The following is a 22,147-nucleotide window of genomic DNA, read 5'->3' as shown; positions in this document are numbered from 1 at the left end:
TTTAATTAGCCATCAATGCTTCAATATCGGCAATAGTTTCAGGACAGTCTTGTGTTAAGTTTTCACAGCCCTGCTGAGTAACAACAATATTATCTTCAATACGAATACCAATACCGCGCCACTTCGCATCAATTGTATTATCGTCAAGTGGCATATAAAGCCCTGGTTCTATGGTTAACACCATACCTGGGGTAAATTCTCGGCACTGCTGTCGTGATTCATTCATATGATAATCACCAACATCATGCACATCTAAACCAAGCCAATGGCCTAAACCATGAATAAAGTATCTTTTACACACTTTTTCTTCTACTAGTTCAGCTATGTTACCCGACAGTATGCCTAGCTCAACTAAACCTTTCGTTAAGCATTCATTCGCAATTGCATTTAACGTAATAAAACACGTGCCTGGTTTAATCGCGGCAATCACTTGTGATTTTGCATCAAGCACTAATTGATAAAGGATCTTTTGCGGTTCGGTAAATTTACCGTTAATAGGAAAAGTTCGAGTGATATCTGCCGCATAACCTGACAACTCACCGCCAGCATCAATAAGCAGTAAATCATTATTATTTAGTCGATCATCGTTATTGGTATAATGCAAAATATTCGCGTTATCACCACCGGCAACTATAGTGGCATAAGCCGGATGACGAGCGCCGTGACGCGTAAATTCGTGTAATATTTCATTCTCTATTTGATATTCAAACAACCCTACTTGGGTTTGTTGCATAGCTCTTTTATGCGCGAGAATAGAAATGTAATTTGCTTGGCGCATCAATTCAATTTCATTAGCGCTTTTAATTAAACGTTGTTCATTAATCAATGGACTCGCATCAACTAATTGCGAAGGCGCTTTCACGCCTTGGCGCACTGCTGATCTGACTTGTGCTAATAAATCAAACACTTTTTGAGTGAGTAGCTTATCGTCAAAAGCAAAGTAAACTTGTGTTAGACCATTTAAGTATTGTGAAATAAGATCGTTTTGTTCATCAAGCGTAAAGCATTGATCAAAACCATATTCTTGGCTGGCTTTTTCTTGACCAACTCTTCGGCCATGCCACACTTCTTGATCTTTATCTTTCGGCAGCGAAAATAAAATTGCTTGTGTTTTATTATCACGCTTTAGTAATACTAATAATGCATCAGGTTCATTAAAGCCGGTTAAATAGTAAAAACTCTTATTCTGACAAAAATTAAATTCGGTATCATTACTTCGAGTAACTTCACTTGCAGCAGAGAATAATGCCAATGAATTATCTGACATTTGAGAAAAGAAACGCTCACGATGGTTTTTGAAATCACTCATCGATAAACTTGCCAAACCGGGTAATTGATTTTCTTTTCTTGTCATATGATCTGCTTCTTTCATTTTACTACTGCTAGTATCAATAAGGTGTATCTGTAACGTGTGTCAGTAACGGGTCGTTAGTGGCGCTAGTGTTTGACTAATGTATCGTACTATTATCTTGGGTTTTCTCGCTCGCTTTAGTCGATAAAGTCCCTAACTCACTAAAACATAATAAAGCAGAAATACGTACGTATTCATTTATTTCAAAATAGGCTTGCTCGGTGTCTTCATTCTCTTCCATATCATCAGATATGTTGGCAATTTCAGCAAAGTCAGTGAGCACTTCTTTTACTTCTTCAGATACCACCGGACTGTCTTTTTGTTGTAAACCAAAACCTAAATTAAAGCCTTGTACCCAAGCACCCAATGCATGACCACGCTCAACAATAGAATCATCGTCATCGGGTAACATAAGTTGAAAAGTGTAAGCGTCATCAAGAATATCAGTCCATAACTCGGTGAACATTTGTTTAATTGTTGATTTAACTTTTTTAGGTAAGCCTTCACCATTATTAAACAGATCATTGATCATCGTTAAATAATTAGGATCTTCAACTGGAAAACCAGCACAGATTAACCCCGTTAATACACCATGAATTTCACTGGCGTGGGCTTTAACATTTTCGGTAGTTATATCTGCCTGTATGCTAGCAAAGTCTAACGTGTTGTTTACGGTCATATTTTCACCTGATATTTTAACTGAATGTTTGCAGAGTGTGAGTCATTACACATTATTTTAAAGAAATAAAGCTAAGTAGCTATTCTAACATTGCCCTAGTTAAAAGACATCAGCACAACCGCAAACTTTCGTGGCAAATTTAAAAGGATTAGCTTAAATCAGCAGCATATTTTCTTAAAATTTCAAGTGGAACTATCTCAAGCGCTTTAATATGCGTTCTTTTAAGATAAACTCGTGGTGCTCTATCATCCATTTCAGCCTGTAACCATCTAGCAGCACATAAGCACCAAGTATCACCAGGTTTTACACCTTCAAAACCAAACTCAGGCATTGGTGTGGATAGATCATTACCTTTAAAACGAGAGTATTCTAAAAACTCTTCCGTTGCCTTAATACTAACCGTGTGCGAACCAACATCTTGCTCACAAGTATTGCACATATTGTCACGAAAAAAACCTGTGACAGGCGTACCCATACTGGCTTCAAGTGGCTCACCAAATACATTAATCGACTCATCCATTTCCATAGTTTTTACCTTAATATTTTAAAGCTAATATTTACAAATAATACAGCTATTAAAAAAATGAAATCAATATACCAAACAACACAGTGAAACGCTAAGTTACAAATAACTTTGTAAAAAGTAGGTAAAAATATATACAAAAGATGGTCATTTACTTGCATAGAAAGATCAGCACAGTTATAGTGCAAGCTAATGTGAAATTTATTCTATGTTGTTCAATAAGCTTGGAAATTATATAAAATGACTCAACGGACTGTTGAAATAAATGTGCTCGACCGTAAACTAAAAGTGGCTTGTCCTATTGGACAAGAAAGTGCTTTATTAAGTGCTGCCGCTGAGTTAAGTGATCGCTTAACTAATTTACGTAACAGTAAATCAATTGCGACCCCAGAACAAACGTTGTTAATGACGGCATTAAATCTAAGCAATGAACTATTATTAACAAAACAAAAACTTAAAACTGAAAAAGAAGAAAACAAACAAAAAATAGCCTTGCTACAATCAACTATTGAACAAGCATTAGCCCCTGCAAAAAAACACGCTTAGCTATTTTTAATTAAGCTCATATTCTGCCATAGCCTACTGGCAACTGGTCCAAGTAACCTAGACTTCAGTTTTATCACTTGATAATTTAATGCTAAATACGTTTCTACGTCATTTAGTTTTAAAGCGATGAGCTCTTTTGAATTCAACTCGTTTTCAATCATATATTCAGGCAGCCGTCCCCAACCTATACCACTCATAATTAACGTTTTTTTGGTATTAAAGTCATTCACATACCAGCAGCGCTGCCCTGTTTGTACACTATAGTTTATTCCCTGACTACTTTGCCCTGAATCTTGTACTACAATTTGATATTCATCTTTCAACGCTTCAACTGACATCAATGTTGGGTGACGCTCTAGTAATGCAGGTGATGCTACGTTATATAAACCGCCTTGGTATAATTTTTTTGCTTCGTAATTACCTGACTGTAACGCTAAAAGATCAATAGTTGTTAAGGCAAGATCAGCCTGTTCAGACTTCACAGCCTCTAATGCACCATTAATATATTCTTGTTTTAAGATGATCTGTGTATGAGGGAAGTCATGACGTATTGATTCAAGTACTGGCAATATTCTTTTTAGATCATAAGACGCTTCAATCGCTAAAGTAACTGCAGCCTCATTTCCTATCGCTAAAAAAGAAGCAAGTTGTTTTATTTGCTTTGCCTCATTCATTAAACGTTGGGCATGTTGATAAATTTGTTTACCATTATCTGTTAGTACTAAGCGATAACCTTGGCGATTAAATAACTGTAAACCTAATTGTGTTTCCAGCTGCTTAAGCCCTTGACTAACGGCTGGCTGAGTTTTAAATAGCTTTTCACTAGCCTCTTTAAGGCTGCCTAACTCAGCAACTTTCACCAACATTCTTAATTGTTCTAATGTCATTTATTAATCAACTTTTCATGAATATATTATTAGATTACTAATAATTCTAGTTAAGCTAAAGTTAACAAGTTACAAACAAATCTTCAATATTAATTAAGCTTTTATATTGTAATACTATCGGCTAAGTAATGTTTGGATACATTTTATAGAGAGCTAAAGTACTCTCTTTGCCCAATAATAGAAAATTATGGAGTTAGCATTGAACAACACAAAAGCAACTTATGGATATATTAGTGTTTTTTTTCACTGGTTGTCTGCAGTCACTATCTTTGGCTTATTTGGCTTAGGCTATTATATGGTTGATTTAACCTATTATAGCCCATGGTATAAAACCGCCCCTGACTTACATAAAAGTATAGGTTTGATATTTTTTGCTGTAATGCTACTCAGAGTAATTTGGCGATTTAAACAAATAACGCCAGATCATCTAGCAAGCCATAGCTCGCTTGAGAAAAAAGCAGGTAAAGTGACCCACCTGATACTTTATGTGCTGATATTTATTATCATGATAATGGGTTATTTAATTTCAACAGCGGATGGGCGAGGAATAGAAATATTTGAAATGATAACTATACCAGCACTGGGATCTATCATTGAAAATCAAGCTGATGTCGCTGGATTTATACATAAATGGTTAGCATATTTACTGATAGGGCTAGCGACATTACATGCGTTAGCAGCACTAAAACATCACTTTATTGATAAAGATGACACTTTAAACAGAATGATTGGCAAACGCCAAAAAAACGGAGAATAACTATGAGAAAACAATTAACAAAATTAGCACTAACATCGGCGTTTGTTGCAGCCACTTTCATGCCAACGGTCAATGCAGCTGACTACATTATTGATACTAAAGGTGCCCATGCTTCAATCAACTTTAAAATTCAACATTTAGGTTATAGCTGGTTAAACCGGTCGTTTTGACAAATTTGGCGGTTCTTTTAGTTATGATGAATCAAATATTGCCGCATCAAAAATTGAAGTAAATATTGATACTAGTAGTATTAACTCAAACCATGCTGAACGCGATAAGCATTTAAGAACTGGTGACTTTCTTGATGTAAGCTCATTTGCTAATGCTAAATTTGTTAGTACTTCTGTTGCAGATAAAGGTGATGGTAAATTAGCCATTACAGGTCAATTAAGTTTGCACGGTGTGACTAAAGAAATCGTTATTGATGCAGAAACTATTGGTGAAGGTAAAGATCCGTGGGGCGGATACCGTGTAGGTTTTAGCGGTACAACAACGATAGCGTTAACTGATTTTGCAATTAAAATGGACTTAGGTCCTGCTTCAAAAACTGTAGAATTGAATCTACATATTGAAGGTATAAAGCAGTAAAGCTCAGGTTATCTAGTAAGAGTAGTGGTTAATGGATGTTAATATTTTTTCTTTAACCACTGCTTATTCAATAGAAATGTCACTCGCACTATCTTCTTCATTGAAGTGTATAAGTTACGTTCGCGTGTGCAAAATGATATTCAATCATTAATTACTAAAGCTGAAAAGAATGTAAACGCAGGTTCATCAGCAGCACTAAACTTACCGGTATATCCTGCATTTACTTGAGAATAATTAACCTAAGCTCGGTTTAACCAATTTTGAGGAACTAAGTAGTGGTTAAGCTTTACTTCATCACTATTCTCTTCAGCTTGGAAGTTATATTCCCAACGTGCTAAAGGTGGCATCGACATTAGAATAGATTCTGTTCTGCCGCCTGATTGCAAGCCAAATAATGTACCTCGGTCAAACACCAAATTAAACTCAACATAACGACCACGACGATATAACTGAAATTGTCTTTGCTGTTCGCTGTATTCATCATTTTTACGACGGTTCAAAATAGGAACATAAGCATCGATAAAACCTTGACCAATCGCTTTAACGTAATCAAAACTTGTATCAAAACCCCATTCATTTAAATCATCAAAAAATAAACCGCCTACGCCACGTGTTTCATCTCGATGTTTTAGATAGAAATATTCATCACACCATTTTTTATAGTCATCATAAACATTTTCACCAAAAGGCGCAGATAAATCATGCGCGACTTGATGCCAATGTAAAACATCTTCATCTACAGGGTAAAATGGTGTTAAATCAAAACCGCCACCAAACCACCAAACAGGCTCTTCGCCTTCTTTTTCAGCAATAAAAAAACGGACATTGGCATGTGAGGTTGGAATATGAGGGTTTTTAGGATGAATAACTAACGATACGCCACAAGCTTGCCATGTTCGTCCCGTTAATTCTGGTCGATGAGCCGTTGCTGACGGAGGTAATTTATCACCTGATACAACTGAAAAGTTAACACCACCTTGCTCAACTATTGTGCCATTAGTCATGACTCGCGTACGACCACCGCCACCTTCTTTGCGCAGCCAATTATCTTCAATAAATTGACCACTGCCATCTACTTGCTCTAACGCTTCGCAAATGCGGTCTTGCAGGGTTTTCAAATAATCAATAACAATCGATATATCAGGAATTTTACTGTTGGTGTTTAAGGTGTTCATAAAATAAAGGTGGTCCATAACAATAACGAATATAGATTAATTATATCATTATTTTTATTATTTTCATTAACCTAAACTACTAATCCCCTGCTGTACTTTACCAACCTTGCCTTTTTCATTGATAATTTTAAAATTCAAATCCCTCAAAGAGTAAGGCCGGTAGCCACTCACTAAGTGAAACCGCTCAACGACCGTGTGATGAATAATAGGAATGCGCGGTGATTTTACATCATCTACATTGACTCTGACTAAACGAGGTGCCAAAGTTGCGGAGTTTCGGTTAGTTCTAATTTGCGTGTGTAATGTGCCATCTACCAAAGGTTTAAGGTTAAGATCATCAAAACAAATACTATCTTGCCCCCCTTGAACTTTTAAGCCTTCGTAATCAATATCGTTAATATCTTGTATCGTTAGTTCATCACGCACACTATCAAGCATATATTGCAAAGTAATATCAGACAGACCGTCAAACCAATAGCTACCGCCTACATCCGAGTGAACGCCGGCAAACCATATTTCAGTTATTCTTTTATCATAATTAAATAAGGTGGGTTGAAACAGAATTCTTTTTTCATCCAGTGAGAGTATATGCACCGCTTTTTCAACATGCTCGCCCAGCGTGCCATTTTCAAAGACAATACCACTCGCAGGAAAGGTATCAGGGTTTAAATCTAACGATCCGCGCGTGGCGGCAACGGTATCGAAAACACCTAAAAATTTAACTTTATGCGGTAAATGAGCGGCAAACATACGGGCAATAGCCGCCCCTCGACTAAACCCGAAAACATAAATGCTATCCCCTTCACTAAAGTGTGTCGTTAAATCGCTGCGCGCTTCATCAATAATATCATCCATATCACCATACGCTGGTGCAAACATAGCGTTAAACTTTCGCTTAAGCCAACTACCACGCGTACCAACACCACTATAATAAAAACTCTGTTGATTGATAACGTTAGGATTTTCAGTAGTAAAATTATTTAGCTTGCCACCGAAGAAAGCATGTAGCTTTAGTATATTACTGATACTTGAGTCTTCAAAGAAATCGTCAGCATCTTGTGGTGAATTACAAGTGCCATCAAAACAAAAAATCAACTTTTTCATAAATCACTTTCCTTTTTGAATGATTACGGCATTTAACCGGCATACTTAACTGTTAGTATATAAAAATGATTATTTCAAGTTCGCTATTTATTAAGGCTGTTGTTAATTTTTAGGTATATCCCTCTAGTCAAAAGCCCTGTGAGACTGGTAGAATCTACACCATTAATTTTATGCCAACGAAAAAATGAGAGATTGAACAATGGGAAGAGCTTACCAAAACCGAAAACTATCCATGGCAAAAACTGCTGGGGCAAAAACCAAAGTCTATTCAAAGTACGGTAAAGCAATTTACGTTTGTGCTAAAAATGGTGGCGTAGATCCTGACGGCAACCTTGCATTACGTGGTTTAATTGATAGAGCAAAGAAAGATCAAGTACCGACGCACGTAATAGATAATGCAATAAATAAAGCATCGGGTGCTGGTGGTGAAGATTTTGTAGAAGCCCGTTATGAAGGTTTTGGCCCAGGTAATTGCATGGTAATTATTGATTGCTTAACCGATAACGGCAATCGTACCATTAAAGATGTTCGTCAATGTTTCACTAAAACACACTCTAAAGTAGGCTCTTCTGGTACGGTTTCACATATGTTTGATCACCAAGCAATATTTGCTTTTAAAGGTGAAGACGATGAAGCAGTTTTAGAAAACTTAATGATGGCTGACATTGACGTATCTGACGTTGAACTAGAAGACGGTATTATTACCGTTTATGCTCCGCATACTGAGTTTTTCAAAATAAAAACTGAATTTGCTAACTCTATGCCAGAATACGACTTAGAAGTTGAAGAGATCTCTTGGGTGCCTCAAACTTATATTGATATTGAAGGCGAAGAAGACTTAGCTAACTTTGAAAAGTTCATTGCCATGTTAGATGATTGTGATGACGTACAAAACGTTTATCATAATGCTGAAATTAAAGACTAAATAAACGCGTAACATTGTTGCTCTAGTCGCCATATCAAGCCTATCTTAGTGATAGGCTTTTTTATTTCTGTTTATTAAACATGTCTTTGTTGAGCTGAATATAATTGTGTTCGAGCCTAAAATGCCTCGTTTACTTGAAAAGTCATTTCTTCCTGGCTAACAGGATGCCTTAACGTTAACCTTTGTGCATGAAGGTGTAAGCGCTGAGCAATATTGTCATTGTTATTTCCATATAAATCGTCACCCAATATAGGCGTATTTAATCCTTGTGGGTGAGCACAATGAACCCTTAATTGATGTGTTCTTCCTGATTCCGGGTACAAATATAACTTTATTTTTTCATCGGTATGTTCAATAACTTGCCAATGAGTTTTCGATGCTTTTCCAGCATTAAAACACACTAACTGTCGGGGTCTATCGTCCAAATCACCTCTTAACGGCAGATTAATATCCCCTTCGCTTTGTTCAACTATTTTATCAATATTAGCCGCTACTTTATTTTCAAGTAATGCCACATAACGCTTTTTAATAGTACGATTAATAAATTGTTGCTGTATGTTTTTTTGTGCCCGTTTAGTTAACGCTAACACCATTAAACCAGAGGTCGACATATCTAGTCGATGTACAATCAAGGTGCCTGTTGCTTGGGGAAACAGCGCCTTAATTCGTAAATAAACCGAATCCTCAATGTTTTTACCGGGTACTGATAAAAATTCATTCGGTTTATTGACCACCACAATATCAGTGTCTTGATAAATAATATCTAACGCTTTACCTTCTGCGGGGTTAATCAATAAAGGGTTATCATCAAGCACCATACCTTCAAGCATGTGCGCTAAAATTGGCTGACATTTACCAGAGCATGCACCATAAAACTTTTTATGTTGACGTATTTCAGACTTAGGCGCCCGTCCCCACCAAAATTCAGCCATCGCTAGTGGTGTCATATTATTCATAAAAGCATATTGTAATAATTTTGGTGCGGCACAATCACCAGTACCTGCTGGTGGCATTGGATGGCGTGTGTCTTGAAATAATTCAATTAAATCTTTTTCAACGCCAGCACTATTTAATAAATGATATTGTTTAAATAGTTTTTTTTGTAAACGGGTAGACAGCTTTTTCCGTTTATTTTTAACGGCATCAACTTCATCAGTTAACGCGGTTAATTTTTCTTGCACTGCGGTTATTAAATCAAGCCAATACTGTTTTAACGCTTTTAATTCATTTTTATCATAAACACTTTGTTTTGCTAATTCTTTCAGCTGCTCTGCTAACTGTTCTTCAGTAAAATCATCCCTTACTTGACTGCGTTTAGCCTTTCTAGTTTTCCGATTAAACGCCATTTTTTCATGCTGCTGAGCAAGCTGTTCTTCTTGTTGAATAGCAAGTGATGTAAGTTGAGATTGGTACTCTTCGAGGTTAGGGTTAACTAAGAGTTGCTCGAGTTCATGATTAAGTCGATTGATAATAATACTGTCATCGTAATACCACTCGGCTTGCTCGTTAAGCTCAAAAACAGCTGGCACAAAGGTCATATTATTTTTAAGCGAAGCTTGATGAATAGAAAGATCAAAGTGTTTTCCTGAAAAAGCAATAAGATAACCTATTTCACCTTGCTGATTTTTCACTAACAACACGCCAAACATTTTCCCTTGTTGTTCAAGCTCTTTTGACAGTTGTTGATGGTTTTCAAGCTGGTTTTGTAATTCTGTTGCCGCTAATAAACACAATGGATGAGGATCATAGCAAAATGGGAAAGTAAAACGTTCGGGTAAGGTGTAATCTTTTATATTCTGACTAAAAGAGTTAAAACAAGTTTGCGGGTAGATCATAAATTTCCAAGGGTCTTTATACGGCTAGGCGATTTTACAACAAAATAATCTCTAAATTATAGCATCACTTAACACCGTTAGCCGTTAGTACTTTTTAGGCATAAGAATTGACATAGTTAGGTGTGTACTCAACTAGCTTGGCATAATTGTCAGGTGAAGTAAGCCCTTTGGTTCCCCAATTCATTGACATCTTAAATAAATCGGACTGTTCATCTTGCATTTGCACAATACTCATTAAAATTTCTTTATCACTTTTACCCTCTGCACGCCCCTGACTAATAAGTTCTTGCTCTAAATTTAACACATTCTGGTGTGCTTGTTTTAATGGCTCTTGTAAACGATTTATTCTTTCGGCTATTTCAAAACCATTATCTGCATTCATAATTTCATTTAAATTAATCGCCGCCATTGACTGCATTCGTCCTATTAAGGAATCAACCTTTGCGGCTAGTTCTTCAGGTGAAGCGTTTTCAATAAAAGAAACTGCATTTTTTCGGGTATCGTAATGAACAATAGCCTTGGTTACTTGCGTGTTATTTGCCGCAATTGGTTCAACTTTATTGGTATTGTTTCGAACTGGTTGAACAGCATAGTGTTGTGAACTAATTGAATTTATCATTTATCTTCCTTAATCGGTTTTTTCATTCCTATTGATAAGTAATCTGTTATGTACATAATAAAATGACTGACTAATAAAATGATTTAACTCTTTACGATACTAAACTAAAGAGCAAATAGCGTACCAACCCTCGTCATCTATAAATTGTTAGTGGTGTGTTGATTTACTCAATATGACCCAATAAAAACGACAAAAAATGCCTTTGAGTATTTTTACACCGGCAATAAATTGCCATTTATTTGTAATTTATATGGTAATAAAAATCATAATTATTGATGGTTAACAAGCGCAACAAAACATAAGTGGTAATGGTACATTTTTTGCTAAATATTGACTAAGCATCCGTATATTTATATGACGTAATCAAGTATCGAGGGTAAAATGGAAGTCACCACTACAAATTTTCAAACGCATTCACAAAGTGTGCAACAAGCCAATAACACAGCAGGCAACGCTAGTAATACTAGCACTACTTTTTCACAAGTTTTTGCCAGTTATCAATCAGCTAGTGCACAAAATACAACGCCTGAAGAAATAAAGGAAAGTGCTGTATTTAAGATGAATACAAGTAAAGGTGATCAAACAACCATTAATCTAGATGAATATCTGACTCCAGGACAGCAATCAACGCCAGTGAACTTGGATGACATACCTTTATTACTCCCTACGGCCCATAACATTGATACTTTGTCGAAATATTCACAAGAACAATTCAAAGACTTGTTGGCGCAATATGACATTCCATCGCCGCCAGCAACCGTAGAATTTGATAATCACGGTCAGGTCGTTTTACCTGCAGATTATGCTTATGCCGACCAATTAAAACAGGCATTATCTGAAAACCCAAAAGTTGAAAATGCACTACGTACAACGACTGCTTTAGCAAGCCATTACGCCGGCATCATGGAAGGACAACCCTTTCGTGATGAAATGTCTACCGCAAGAACCCAAGCAGACAGAGACAGAATAATTGAAAAATATAGCGAATTATTTGACGATAATCGCCCTGGTAAGCAAATTATTTTAACCTTCTTAGAAGATGGCAATATGCTAGTAGGTGAGAGAAAAGTGTAGGAAAAATAGAGTAATACGTAAATTATATATGTTAAGAGTAAAGGCAAACGTCAATTAAGCAAATGCCAATTAAGCAAATGCCAATTAAAAAAGCCTCATAACGTTAATGATAAACCAACAACAAAACGACGGCCAAATTCTTCCGCTTTCATTAATGAAGCGGCGGTATCTGTTTTAGCTGTACGAAAAAGGGGTTCATTGGTTACATTAAAGACATCTAACCGTAAACGCATATTATCTGAATACAGCCAACTGAAGCTTAAATCCGTATTGGTATAAGCTTCAATATAGCTATCAGCATTGTTTGTCACATCTCTACTGGTAAGAAACTCACTCCGATGATTAACATTAAGCCCTGCTTGCCAGTTATCATTATTGATGACAAAACGAAGGTTAGCGGTAAAATCTGAAACACCTTCAATTCGAAAATTGTTTGCATCTGGTGTGGTAAAATTGGCGTTGATAATACGCGTAACATTAGCACCTAAACTCGTTTCAGAAAACCAAGCGCTACGCAATGGCAGTAACCAGTGAACACTTGCCTGTAAACCATTAATATTACCAAAACCGTCATTTGTTCTTTGTAATGAGCTGTATTCAATATTTTGGTAATTAAAAGATTTTTTTTGCTCTACAATCAAATTATCTAGATTATGATTAAAGCCCAATAATTGAGCATTTAACGATGTTTGTAACCAGCTAACAGAAAGTGTACTCGTATTTGCAACAACCGGTTGTAAAGCGGGATTACCCAGCTCCGCATAAGGTAACCCCCCCGAATTAACATGCACTTTAGGGTTTAAATCCGAGTAATTCGGACGATTATAAGAACGGCTATATCCCGCCCGCCACTGCCAATGTAAAGACGGTTGCCAAAGAATATTTAATGACGGTAACCAGGTTACAAAATTCAGACTATTGTTAAGTGGCAATATCGCTTCGCTAGCTACATTTAATTGCGTCCCCGCGATTTGACTTTGCGTATCACTATAGCGAAGCCCTGTATAAAGTGACCAATGGCCTAATTGCCACTGTGATTGAAGATCCCCCTCTTTTGAAACGTAAGTGACTTTATAGCTATTGAGTAAGTCATTATCGGTAACACCTTCAAAAGGTAGGCTTATATCGTACAATTGAAATAAATCACTTTTTGGAATCAGCCAATCTTGGGTTTGTGAACTCATAAAGTCAGCGGAAAAAAGATCAGGAATAGATTCTAGCCATCGTCCATCTAATTTAGGTAATGCCGCTAAAGCAGAAGTCGATAAGCTTACATCACGGCGTGTATAATTATAGGCTTGGGTTGAATGTAAAAACCCAAAACTTAATGTTTTCAATCCTTCACCCCAAATAGAATCCCCAGTTGAATCCCATTGACTATCAATGCCCCATTCATCGACTTTATTCAATACATTAATGTTACGTTTACTCATTTGATTAATAGTAGAATAACTACTTACCAGTGTTAAATTACGATCAAAGGTAAACGTATCAACCGAATCGTTTTGTAATTCAACAAGTGCGTCCATCGGCGAGAGCCCAACATGTACACGAGAAATAGGCTCTTTAGTAAAACTATTAGCTTCGCTACGGCTATAGAATGGCGTCACTATTAAGCCTTGATGAGGTTGCCATTTTATGTCTGTTTGAAAGGTTTTATTCGCATAATAAAGTGTTGACTCTTCACGGCTAGATTTGCCCGTAACATTTGAAAATAGAAACTGATCTAAGCTATTTTTATTATGAATAATATTTGCTTGGGCAGACTGACTTAATGGATTTATTGATAATCGATATTCATCGAAAGCAAAATCCGTTTCAGAGCGAAACCACAAGGTATTAATCGTTAATTGCTTGCTTGGTTGCCATGCTAAAGCACTATAAATCGTCGTTCTGATACGATCTTCATTTTCAATGGTGAGTGCCAAGCCATCTGTTGGCACTAAAATGTGATCATCAATATCAGGCCACTGATAAACATTCGATGCGCCGCCATTTTCACCCCAATGCCAAGATTCAAATTGAAATTGACGTTGTAAGCGATTTTCATAATTCATCTTCACAATTAAACCGATGGTATCATCAGCAAGCTTAGTATTTGCTGTTATTCCAAAGCTAGGTTGAAGGTCACGCTCTCCCTCTAACGCAGCAACGGTTAACTTAACGTCTGCGTTATTTTTTTGATAGTCCAAAGGAGCATCGCTAAATAAATTGACGGTAGCGCCTATGGCACCACTCGGTAACCGAGGATCTGCCGTTTTAGAAACTGCAATATTTGAAAATAACCCAGCACTAAAAATATCAAATCGATGCGCTTTACCATATTGGTTTGAATTGCGAACATTTTCAGTATTTGCAAGACGGCGACCATTAAACAGCGTTAATTGATATTCTGCGCCTAACCCCATAGCATTAATATTAAGCGCCTCACCACGGTCGCGAGTAATACTTAACCCAGGAACCGCTTGTAATGCTTCAGCCAAATTCTCAGCAGGTAATTGGGTAAGCATAGCGCCTAATATTATGTCGGTTTCACCTGCATAATTACTTTTTATTAATTGCGCATAATCAACGGCCTGTTGATATTTATCATGATATCGCTCAGATAACGATCCCGTCGGCATTTGGCCAATAACCGTGACTTCTTCTAATTGATTTACTGATTTTTCAATGGGGTGCTTAGCGGGATTATTAACGCTATAAATTAGAATACCTGATGGTGTTTGCTTCCAGTTAAGCTGATACGGCGTTAGCCAATACGTTAACTGTTTATTAAAGTCACTACGGTTAATTTCATCATTTTGAGCACTACCTGTTGCTACCTCTAGCCCTGCAAGTAATGATCTGTCATATATAATTGCGATTGAAAACTTTTCAGAATAGTTGCTGAGCTGATCAATTAAGCTAACGCGTGCCGCATTAACATAAAAAGACAAGCCACATAACATGGTACTTAAGGCTACATATAAAAAACGTTTCAACATTTATTAGCCTCGTTAACCGTGATCAAAATAGCTTAGGAATAGTGCAAATATATTAATCAGTAGAAGACAATATAATGCTGTCATCAAAAGTATTGATTGAAAGCTTATTTAATTGCGCAATAAGGGTTACCGCACCAAGCACATCATTCGTTTTAAAACGTCCACTGACCCGTAAATTGGCATCAACCTTACTAAGAACAACGGGTCTTTGAGCATAACGATTAAGCTGATAAACAGCATTGCTAATAGACACATCGTCAAAGTTAAGCCAACCAAGTTGCCAATCAGGTTGCTTGGCTGTAAAGGTAGAAACAATGATATTATTGTTATAAACCCGTGCTCGTTGTCCTTTTATCAGTTCAATCTGCTGTTTATCGTCAATAGTCTTTACGGAAACTTTCCCATGAAAGACATCAATATTTGTTTCACCTAAGATATTATTCACATTAAACGCAGTACCAAGCACACGTATAGTCGCGTTACCTACTTCCAGTGTAAAGGGTCTTTCAATATCTCTTTTTATTGAAAAATAAGCTTCCCCTTTACTTAATAGTGCAGTTCTTGATTGACTATTTTCACTAAATTTTAACGTTGAATTTTTATTTAAAGCGACTTTAGACTCATCAGACAAAACTACATTTTCAGCATCATTACCACTATAATACTGCGCCGCTACACTAGCTGGAGCAGAAGTCGTAACGTCTGATTTGATAAAATTAAGGCTTACAAAAGAAAAAATAACGCTCGCGGCTAAAGCACCACCCCACGTCCAAAATTTAAGTTTTCGAGGCGCTTTTACCAAGACATGCGACTCAGTTTCTTTATCTACTTTTTTCAAGGCTTCAATAAGCGCAGGATCATGCCAAATCTGCTGCGTTAATTGCTCATTGTTAGCGTTTTTTTTAGGTGCCGATACCATTAAATGTCTCAATTTTTTTTAACTAAAATTTATTTTTATAACTAATTATGTTTCATTATTAATATGAATGACGGTTTAATCCCTGCTAAGGGGACAATCAATTATTAATTAATGTTGATATAGCGTTTTTCAACATATCCATAGCACGCGATATATGCTTTTTGACCGCTTCTTCAGATAAACCCAAACTTTTTGCGATTAACTGCCGACTTTCACCATGTAACCGACGACGAATAAAAACGTCACGACGCAATGGTGACATTTGCGTTAACACTTGCTGATATAGCCGCATACGCTGTTCATGTTCGAGTAAGCTTTCAAGTGATAACGCCTCACTTTCGGGATCATGTTCAAGACTTTCAGGCATTTTCTTTTGATCACGATGATGATCAATAACTAAATGTTTCGCCATGCGAAAACCATACGCAAGTAAGTTATCTATATGATCCGTATTTTCTATTTTTAATGCTTTTAACAAAAGCTTTTGAAATAAATCATCAGCATCAGCATGATCATCTACCGATCGACGAAAAAATTCCTGAAGCGAATTTTGGTTCGCTATAAAGCACCTAACTAATGGTCCATGTTGCTGAGTATGTTTACTAATAATCGGTGATGACATTTTAGTGAGGGGCATGATTCTCTTTTTTGTATAGTTATTTACAGCGTCAAATCATTAATCATTGAGCATTAAAAATGGCGCTAATATTCGCTTAGAAAATACAGGTTTATTGTGATGATTTGATGACAGTTTTATGAAATATCTGTAGTAAAACTGACATAAAAGTTTCATCAAATATATACGTCCCCTTTTCATTTCATGTTGCGTCTTTAGTGGAGAAATAACTATTAAATCTTAATAAATACTAACAAATAGGAATAACGTAATGTCTAACCGAATGTTTCAACTGTCGCCATTAGCACTTGCTTTAAGTGCTTTGTTTATAAGCCAAGTTCACGCACAAGAAAGTGATTCAAATGAACACGCTATGGAAGAAGTTGTTGTTACCGCTAGCTATTCAAAAAGCTTAAAAAAAGCAATTGATTTAAAACGCGAAAATATCGGTTTTTCTGATTCGATTGTCGCATCTGATATCGCAGACTTCCCAGAACAAAACTTAGCCGAGGCATTACAAAGAATGCCGGGAGTAACAATTGAACGTAACAAAGGTTTAGGCCAAAAAGTTAATGTTCGCAGCTTACCTAGCGATTTCACTTTTGTGTCTATTAATAATCTAGCAACGGCATCGGGTAGTGGCGGTCGTGATGTAGAGTTTGATATTTTTGCTTCAGAAATAATTCAAAGTGTTACCGTGAAAAAATCACCTACCGCTGCAGATGAAGAAGGCGGTATTGCAGGCTCTGTTGCTATTAATACAGCAAGACCTTTTGATTACAATGAGCGTAAGCTTGTGGCATCAATAGAAGGTGCTTATAACGAAATATCAGAAGAAACCGATCCTAAGCTAGCATTGTTAGCCAGCGATACCTTTGGCGATTGGGGCGCATTAGCATCTTTCGCCTACTCAGAACGTACCAACCGTTCAGACAGTAACTCAGGTATAGACTTTCGCCCTATTTCTCGTTGGTTAGAAAAAAAAGGCTCATCGCAATTTCAAGCAGACCAAACAGCAGCAGTATTAGAACGCGATACAGGCATAATAATTAACGATCGCTTTGATGATGACGAGACTAGCCGAGTTGTCTTTTTTAAATAAAGTGGGTGATCGCGCTTATTTAACTGAACAAGAAAAATGGGGTGCTACCTTATCTTTGCAATATAAACCCAATAGTAACTTTGGCTTAACATTCGATGGCTTAGTTGGAAATTTTGACGACCATGAAGACGAATACGATGCAGCAGCCTACACAGCATCAAGTATTAGTTCGCTTGAAAAAATACATGCTTATGACAATACAACGCTGTCAGAATACGGGATTACAGTTATAACCGATGCTGATTACGCGGCAACGCAACATGAGCTTTTAAGTAAAGAAAATAGCAACGATACTGACTACCAACAATATAGTCTGACAATGGATTCGTTAGTTGGGCAGTGGGATATTTATGGTTTAATTGGTTATAGCGGCGCTCAAAAGTCATCAGAAAAAACCAATTTGAAACACACAGCCTATCGTGCGACACGCTCTCGTTATACAAGTACAGGTGCTGAGACTATTTCTAGTGATAATGCCGAAAGTTTTGATATGTATAATACCCCTGAAGCTTATTTATTTGATTATAATGAAGTAAATATCGAAGATATTTCAGATGACAAATATGCTGCTCAACTAGATTTTTCACGTCAATTAAACTTAACCTATTTACCGGCACTATCAAGTATTCAATTTGGTGCTCGCTATACCGACAAATCAAAAGAGCGTAACTACGGCACTAACCGTGTAACAGGTCCAACCGAAGGTGATTCTTCATGGGTAGGGACACGAACATTAGCTGACAGTGAACTAACAAGTATTTCAGATCTAGTATCCGGTGGTGAATACTTACCAGAAGTTGCATCAAAAGTAGATTGGAGCCAAGTGTCAAATAGCTACGCCCGCAATGAATTAAGATATGAAGGCTTTACCGTTGACTTTGAACCGGATCAATTTTATCAAGTACAAGAAAAAACCGCCGCTATCTATGCAATGGCTGATTTTTCTTTTCATATTGGCGAAATGCCGGCAACCTTAAACGCCGGTGTTCGTTATATTGATACTGATGTGACTTCGTCTGGTTACCATCAAGTACAAGGTAGTGATGGCTCGACGAGTTACACATCTGCCCCGGTATCAAAAAACGGTAACTACACGGACATACTACCAAGCATAAACTTCTCGCTTGATCTTAGTGATAACTTAGTTTTACGTGCTGCGGCATCGGAAACCCTTATTCGCCCCGCCTTAACAGACATTGCCTACAAACGTACCGTAAGTTTGAGTGAATTCAAGTATCGCGACGGTAACCCAGATCTACAACCAACCTATGCCGACCAATGGGAAATGGGCCTAGAATGGTATTTAGAAGAAGGCGGTTTATTAGCCATATCTTACTTTGAAAAAGAGATACAAGGCGTAGTGCGTGAATCATTAACCGGCGTTGTCACAGGTGTTACTAAATACAATGATAACGGTACTATTGATGGCGTATATGATTTTGATGTTTATCAAAAGGTTAATGCCGAAGGCTCCTACGATGTCAGTGGTATTGAATTAGTCGCGCAAATTCCATTTGGACGTTTTCATAGTGCATTAGAAGGGTTTGGTGTTAATGCTAACTACACTTCTTTAGATAATTCATTAACAGGATCATCAGACTTAGGTATTTCTACCCCTGCAGAAGGTCTAGCCGATGAAACTTACAATGTAACTTTCTATTATGAAAATTATAATTTCGACGCTAGAATTTCTTACAACTACAAAGATAAATATGTTGAATATATAGAACGTGATATATACCCAGTTTATCGGGATGCTTATGGCCAAACCGATATTTCGCTTGGCTATAATATTAACGACACCGTTAAAGTAACATTAGAAGGAATTAATATTACAGACGAAGCTACGCAAGGCTACACTATTGCTCCTGCCTTCCCGACAATGTATGAGTTTTCGGGTAGACGAATATCATTAGGTTTACGTGCAATTTTTTAAATAACCTAAAAAAGGGGATCATTTAGATCCCCTTTTTCTTTAATGATTCGAAATAATAAAGTTAACTTATTAATAGGTTTCGCTCCCCTTAATAGGAAATAAATATGAAAGTATTACTGTTCATCATTTGCTTAACAAGCCTAACAATACATGCGCATCCTAGCAGTAAAACCCAAATTGCGTTTGTACCAGACATTCATTTCCATGATATTTACGGCGACTTTTCTCAACAAGGGTTTAGCGGAATTCAAATAACGAAAGATATGCCCCCCGTTAGTATTCGCAGCATGAGGTCGCAAATTCATTCTACCCGTTTATTTAACGAGAATTATTTTGCTTTAATCACCACACTTAATGATATTGCAGATAAAGGGGTAAAGTTAGTTGCACTGCCAGGTGATTTTACCGATGACGGTCAACCTGTGCACCTGCAGGGTTTAAAAAAAATTCTTGATAAATATACAAAAATCTATGGGATGCGTTTTTTTGCCATTCCGGGCAATCATGACCCGGTAAAACCTTTTAAAACTGCGGGAGGTAAACCTGACTTTTTAAATGAACAAGGTCAAGAATTAGCTATTTACTCAACAGATCACCCTCATTGCACCAAAAAAAGTCCTCATAATAGACAGATAACTCCCGACAATAAAAAAATAATATGCAGTGACAAAATTGCGCATGCAGGCTACAAAGAAGTAGTTGAGATTATGGCTTCTTTTGGATTGATGCCTAGCGGTAATGAAATATTATGGGAAACACCTTTCTCAACAGGCGCCTCATTAGCTGAACGTAGTTACGTGCAATGCGCTGAAAACGATAAAAGCAACTGCATAAAAGTACCTGATACCAGCTACTTAATTGAACCCATTGCAGGCCTTTGGTTATTAGCTATTGATGCAAACGTCTATATTCCTCAAGTAAAAAATGGCGCATTAGCTTTTCAAGGCTCTGGTAATGCCGGCTATAACAAAGTACTCACCGAAAAACCTTTTCTTCTTGCTTGGATAACAGACGTAGTACAACGTGCAAAAACACAGGGTAAGACATTAATCGCCTTTAGTCATTTCCCAATGGGTGAGTTTTATGATGGTCAAACAGCGTCAATACAAGCATTGTTTGGTAACACCGCTTTTCAACTAAAACGTGAGCCTACAAATGACACCCGAAAATTACTCGCAGAAACAGGCTTAAGGCTACATATTGGCGGGCATATGCACATGAATGACACGTCTATAATAAAAAGTAAAAACAACACACTCTTTAATATTCAAGCGCCGTCAATTGCAGCATATAGACCAGCATACAAATTAGTGAACATAGAAAACAACTTAGCAACCGTAAGCACGGTGACTATTGATAATGTTAAGCACTTTAATACGCTATTTAGCGCCTATCAAAAAGAACATGCATACCTGTTAAAACATGATCCTGAAAATGCTTGGAATAAAAATATGTTAAGCGCTAATAATTACCAAAATTACACAAAAATGCACTTACAAGCATTGGCAAAATGGCGATTTATCCCCCGTGAATGGCCAAAAAGCTTTCGTGATGACGTACTTAACCGATCATTATTTGATACCTTAATGTTAACTAATCACGTTGATCATTTTATAGCAGAAAGTCCCCCCTGCTTATCAAGTCTAACTCTCATAAAAAAACTAATGACAAAACAACTATGTAGCAAACAAATACATGAGTTAAAAAAGGCAACGGTATTAGATTTTATTTCAGACTTTTATTTAGTGCGTAATGCCGGCTCTCTAGCCTTTGCCGACATTTCAGAAGAAACTCAGCAAATATATACAACAATGGGTACTTTGCTTAAAAGAAATAATTCTTGTAGATCAAAAGACCTAGCAAACTCAACCTTAAACAATCTTTGCCAAGTTACAGATGCTTTAGCACGTGCTTTTGTCATTTACGAAAAATTCAGTAATGCACGACCCGATAGTTGTTTAGTGATTGATATGTCATCACAAGCTCCTATACAACATTGCGCCATTAACAATATCGCCATTGAAAATCATTGAATTTATACGCAATATGAAAGTAAATTAACTTTTGACTTTGCGTTAATAGCTTGACAGACTGCAGTTGAAAATAATATTTCATTGAGATACGTTTTGAACAATAGGTTGTTATTAAGCATTTTATTATTAGTGTCGATTGTTCTGCAATCCTTCGCTTCTAGTGCTGCGTCTATTGAAAATCATCAAGTAGACATTGAGCACCTTCAATCTGTTCATGTTCACACTAACGATAATGCCTCTGAAGAAACAGACGATGCAGGACACGATATTAAAGACTGTCATCACTGCGGCCATTGTAGCGCCTCACATTCAGTATGGATGACGGTTAAGAACTCAGTTAAAATTGTTACGAACAACGCTATTGAAATATCATCTTTTCTTGTTAAATCCCTTTCTACATTTATAGAAACAACTATTCGTCCCCCCATTACTTATTTGACTTAATTTTTAGGGCCGCCCTCGGCTAAATTTTTAATGTAAAGTAATAAATATTA

19 protein-coding genes and 1 pseudogene are annotated in these 22,147 nt (G+C 36.8%); 9 read left to right on the top strand and 11 right to left on the bottom strand.

The window, feature by feature from the left end:
* Nucleotide 1: 1 nt before the first annotated feature.
* The 3 genes from pepP to GQS55_RS06185 form a co-directional block, all read right to left on the bottom strand.
* Nucleotides 2-1,324, bottom strand: a complete 1,323-nt coding sequence (pepP, locus tag GQS55_RS06195; RefSeq protein WP_442872189.1) for a Xaa-Pro aminopeptidase — start codon at nucleotides 1,322-1,324, stop codon at nucleotides 2-4.
* 124 nt (nucleotides 1,325-1,448) lie between these two features.
* On the bottom strand, nucleotides 1,449-2,030 hold the full coding sequence (locus GQS55_RS06190) for a UPF0149 family protein (RefSeq protein ID WP_159818947.1): 582 nt from the start codon (nucleotides 2,028-2,030) through the stop codon (nucleotides 1,449-1,451).
* Between the two features lie 148 nt (nucleotides 2,031-2,178).
* A complete protein-coding gene (locus GQS55_RS06185; protein ID WP_159818945.1) occupies nucleotides 2,179-2,556 on the bottom strand; it encodes a DUF2237 family protein in 378 nt (125 codons plus the stop codon).
* Between the two features lie 237 nt (nucleotides 2,557-2,793).
* Between GQS55_RS06185 and GQS55_RS06180 the strand changes: the two genes are divergently transcribed.
* Nucleotides 2,794-3,099, top strand: a complete 306-nt coding sequence (locus tag GQS55_RS06180) for a cell division protein ZapA (RefSeq protein ID WP_159818943.1) — start codon at nucleotides 2,794-2,796, stop codon at nucleotides 3,097-3,099.
* On the opposite strand, the gene GQS55_RS06175 is transcribed toward GQS55_RS06180, so the two are convergent.
* Complete coding sequence (locus GQS55_RS06175; RefSeq protein ID WP_159818941.1) at nucleotides 3,096-3,986, bottom strand: LysR family transcriptional regulator; 891 nt, start codon at nucleotides 3,984-3,986, stop codon at nucleotides 3,096-3,098. The genes GQS55_RS06180 and GQS55_RS06175 overlap by 4 nt on opposite strands.
* Nucleotides 3,987-4,185: 199 nt before the next feature.
* Between GQS55_RS06175 and GQS55_RS06170 the strand changes: the two genes are divergently transcribed.
* The gene (locus tag GQS55_RS06170) at nucleotides 4,186-4,743 is read left to right on the top strand and encodes a cytochrome b (protein ID WP_236559779.1); all 558 of its coding nucleotides are present in this window, start codon (nucleotides 4,186-4,188) and stop codon (nucleotides 4,741-4,743) included.
* A 2-nt stretch (nucleotides 4,744-4,745) separates the two neighbouring features.
* Nucleotides 4,746-5,331: pseudogene (locus tag GQS55_RS06165) on the top strand (YceI family protein).
* A gap of 239 nt (nucleotides 5,332-5,570) precedes the next feature.
* Here the strand turns inward: GQS55_RS06165 and hemF are convergent.
* Both hemF and GQS55_RS06155 read right to left on the bottom strand, forming a co-directional pair.
* Nucleotides 5,571-6,506, bottom strand: a complete 936-nt coding sequence (gene hemF, locus GQS55_RS06160; protein ID WP_159818937.1) for an oxygen-dependent coproporphyrinogen oxidase — start codon at nucleotides 6,504-6,506, stop codon at nucleotides 5,571-5,573.
* Between the two features lie 66 nt (nucleotides 6,507-6,572).
* Nucleotides 6,573-7,610: a phospholipase effector Tle1 domain-containing protein gene (locus GQS55_RS06155; protein WP_159818935.1), complete on the bottom strand. Its 1,038-nt coding sequence runs from the start codon at nucleotides 7,608-7,610 to the stop codon at nucleotides 6,573-6,575.
* Nucleotides 7,611-7,809: 199 nt separating this feature from the next.
* Here GQS55_RS06155 and GQS55_RS06150 point away from each other — a divergent pair, with 199 nt between their 5' ends.
* Complete coding sequence (locus GQS55_RS06150) at nucleotides 7,810-8,535, top strand: YebC/PmpR family DNA-binding transcriptional regulator (RefSeq protein ID WP_159818933.1); 726 nt, start codon at nucleotides 7,810-7,812, stop codon at nucleotides 8,533-8,535.
* A 116-nt stretch (nucleotides 8,536-8,651) separates the two neighbouring features.
* Here the strand turns inward: GQS55_RS06150 and GQS55_RS06145 are convergent, their stop codons facing one another.
* Nucleotides 8,652-10,370 (bottom strand): RluA family pseudouridine synthase, encoded by a 1,719-nt coding sequence (locus tag GQS55_RS06145; RefSeq protein ID WP_159818931.1) that lies wholly within the window; start codon nucleotides 10,368-10,370, stop codon nucleotides 8,652-8,654.
* 94 nt (nucleotides 10,371-10,464) lie between these two features.
* Entirely contained in the window at nucleotides 10,465-10,989 is a 525-nt protein-coding gene (locus GQS55_RS06140; RefSeq protein ID WP_159818929.1) for a hypothetical protein, read from the bottom strand.
* A gap of 381 nt (nucleotides 10,990-11,370) precedes the next feature.
* On the opposite strand from GQS55_RS06140, the gene GQS55_RS06135 reads away from it, so the two are divergent.
* Nucleotides 11,371-12,063 (top strand): hypothetical protein, encoded by a 693-nt coding sequence (locus GQS55_RS06135; protein WP_159818927.1) that lies wholly within the window; start codon nucleotides 11,371-11,373, stop codon nucleotides 12,061-12,063.
* A gap of 95 nt (nucleotides 12,064-12,158) precedes the next feature.
* Here the strand turns inward: GQS55_RS06135 and GQS55_RS06130 are convergent, their stop codons facing one another.
* From GQS55_RS06130 to GQS55_RS06120, 3 genes are all read right to left on the bottom strand, one after another.
* Nucleotides 12,159-15,047 carry a TonB-dependent receptor gene (locus tag GQS55_RS06130; protein ID WP_159818925.1) on the bottom strand — a complete coding sequence of 963 codons (2,889 nt, stop codon included), beginning with the start codon at nucleotides 15,045-15,047 and terminating at the stop codon, nucleotides 12,159-12,161.
* A 52-nt stretch (nucleotides 15,048-15,099) separates the two neighbouring features.
* Entirely contained in the window at nucleotides 15,100-15,966 is an 867-nt protein-coding gene (locus GQS55_RS06125) for a FecR family protein (protein WP_159818923.1), read from the bottom strand.
* A 97-nt stretch (nucleotides 15,967-16,063) separates the two neighbouring features.
* The gene (locus GQS55_RS06120) at nucleotides 16,064-16,603 is read right to left on the bottom strand and encodes an RNA polymerase sigma factor (RefSeq protein ID WP_159818921.1); all 540 of its coding nucleotides are present in this window, start codon (nucleotides 16,601-16,603) and stop codon (nucleotides 16,064-16,066) included.
* Nucleotides 16,604-16,853: 250 nt separating this feature from the next.
* Between GQS55_RS06120 and GQS55_RS19965 the strand changes: the two genes are divergently transcribed.
* The 4 genes from GQS55_RS19965 (at nucleotide 16,854) to GQS55_RS06105 (ending at nucleotide 22,097) form a co-directional block, all read left to right on the top strand.
* Nucleotides 16,854-17,684 carry a TonB-dependent receptor plug domain-containing protein gene (locus tag GQS55_RS19965; RefSeq protein ID WP_236559778.1) on the top strand — a complete coding sequence of 277 codons (831 nt, stop codon included), beginning with the start codon at nucleotides 16,854-16,856 and terminating at the stop codon, nucleotides 17,682-17,684.
* Nucleotides 17,647-19,620 carry a TonB-dependent receptor gene (locus GQS55_RS06115; RefSeq protein WP_236559777.1) on the top strand — a complete coding sequence of 658 codons (1,974 nt, stop codon included), beginning with the start codon at nucleotides 17,647-17,649 and terminating at the stop codon, nucleotides 19,618-19,620. Before GQS55_RS19965 ends, GQS55_RS06115 begins: the two co-directional genes overlap by 38 nt.
* Nucleotides 19,621-19,724: 104 nt before the next feature.
* Entirely contained in the window at nucleotides 19,725-21,653 is a 1,929-nt protein-coding gene (locus GQS55_RS06110) for a metallophosphoesterase (protein WP_159818919.1), read from the top strand.
* Between the two features lie 93 nt (nucleotides 21,654-21,746).
* Nucleotides 21,747-22,097, top strand: coding sequence for a hypothetical protein (locus GQS55_RS06105; protein WP_159818917.1), 351 nt, complete (start codon nucleotides 21,747-21,749; stop codon nucleotides 22,095-22,097).
* Nucleotides 22,098-22,147: the final 50 nt, after the last annotated feature.

The organism is Colwellia sp. 20A7 (genome assembly GCF_009832865.1).
Lineage (GTDB): Bacteria > Pseudomonadota > Gammaproteobacteria > Enterobacterales > Alteromonadaceae > Colwellia.
The sequence above is the reverse complement of the archived record's forward strand: the minus strand, read 5'-3'. Positions and strand labels throughout refer to the sequence as shown.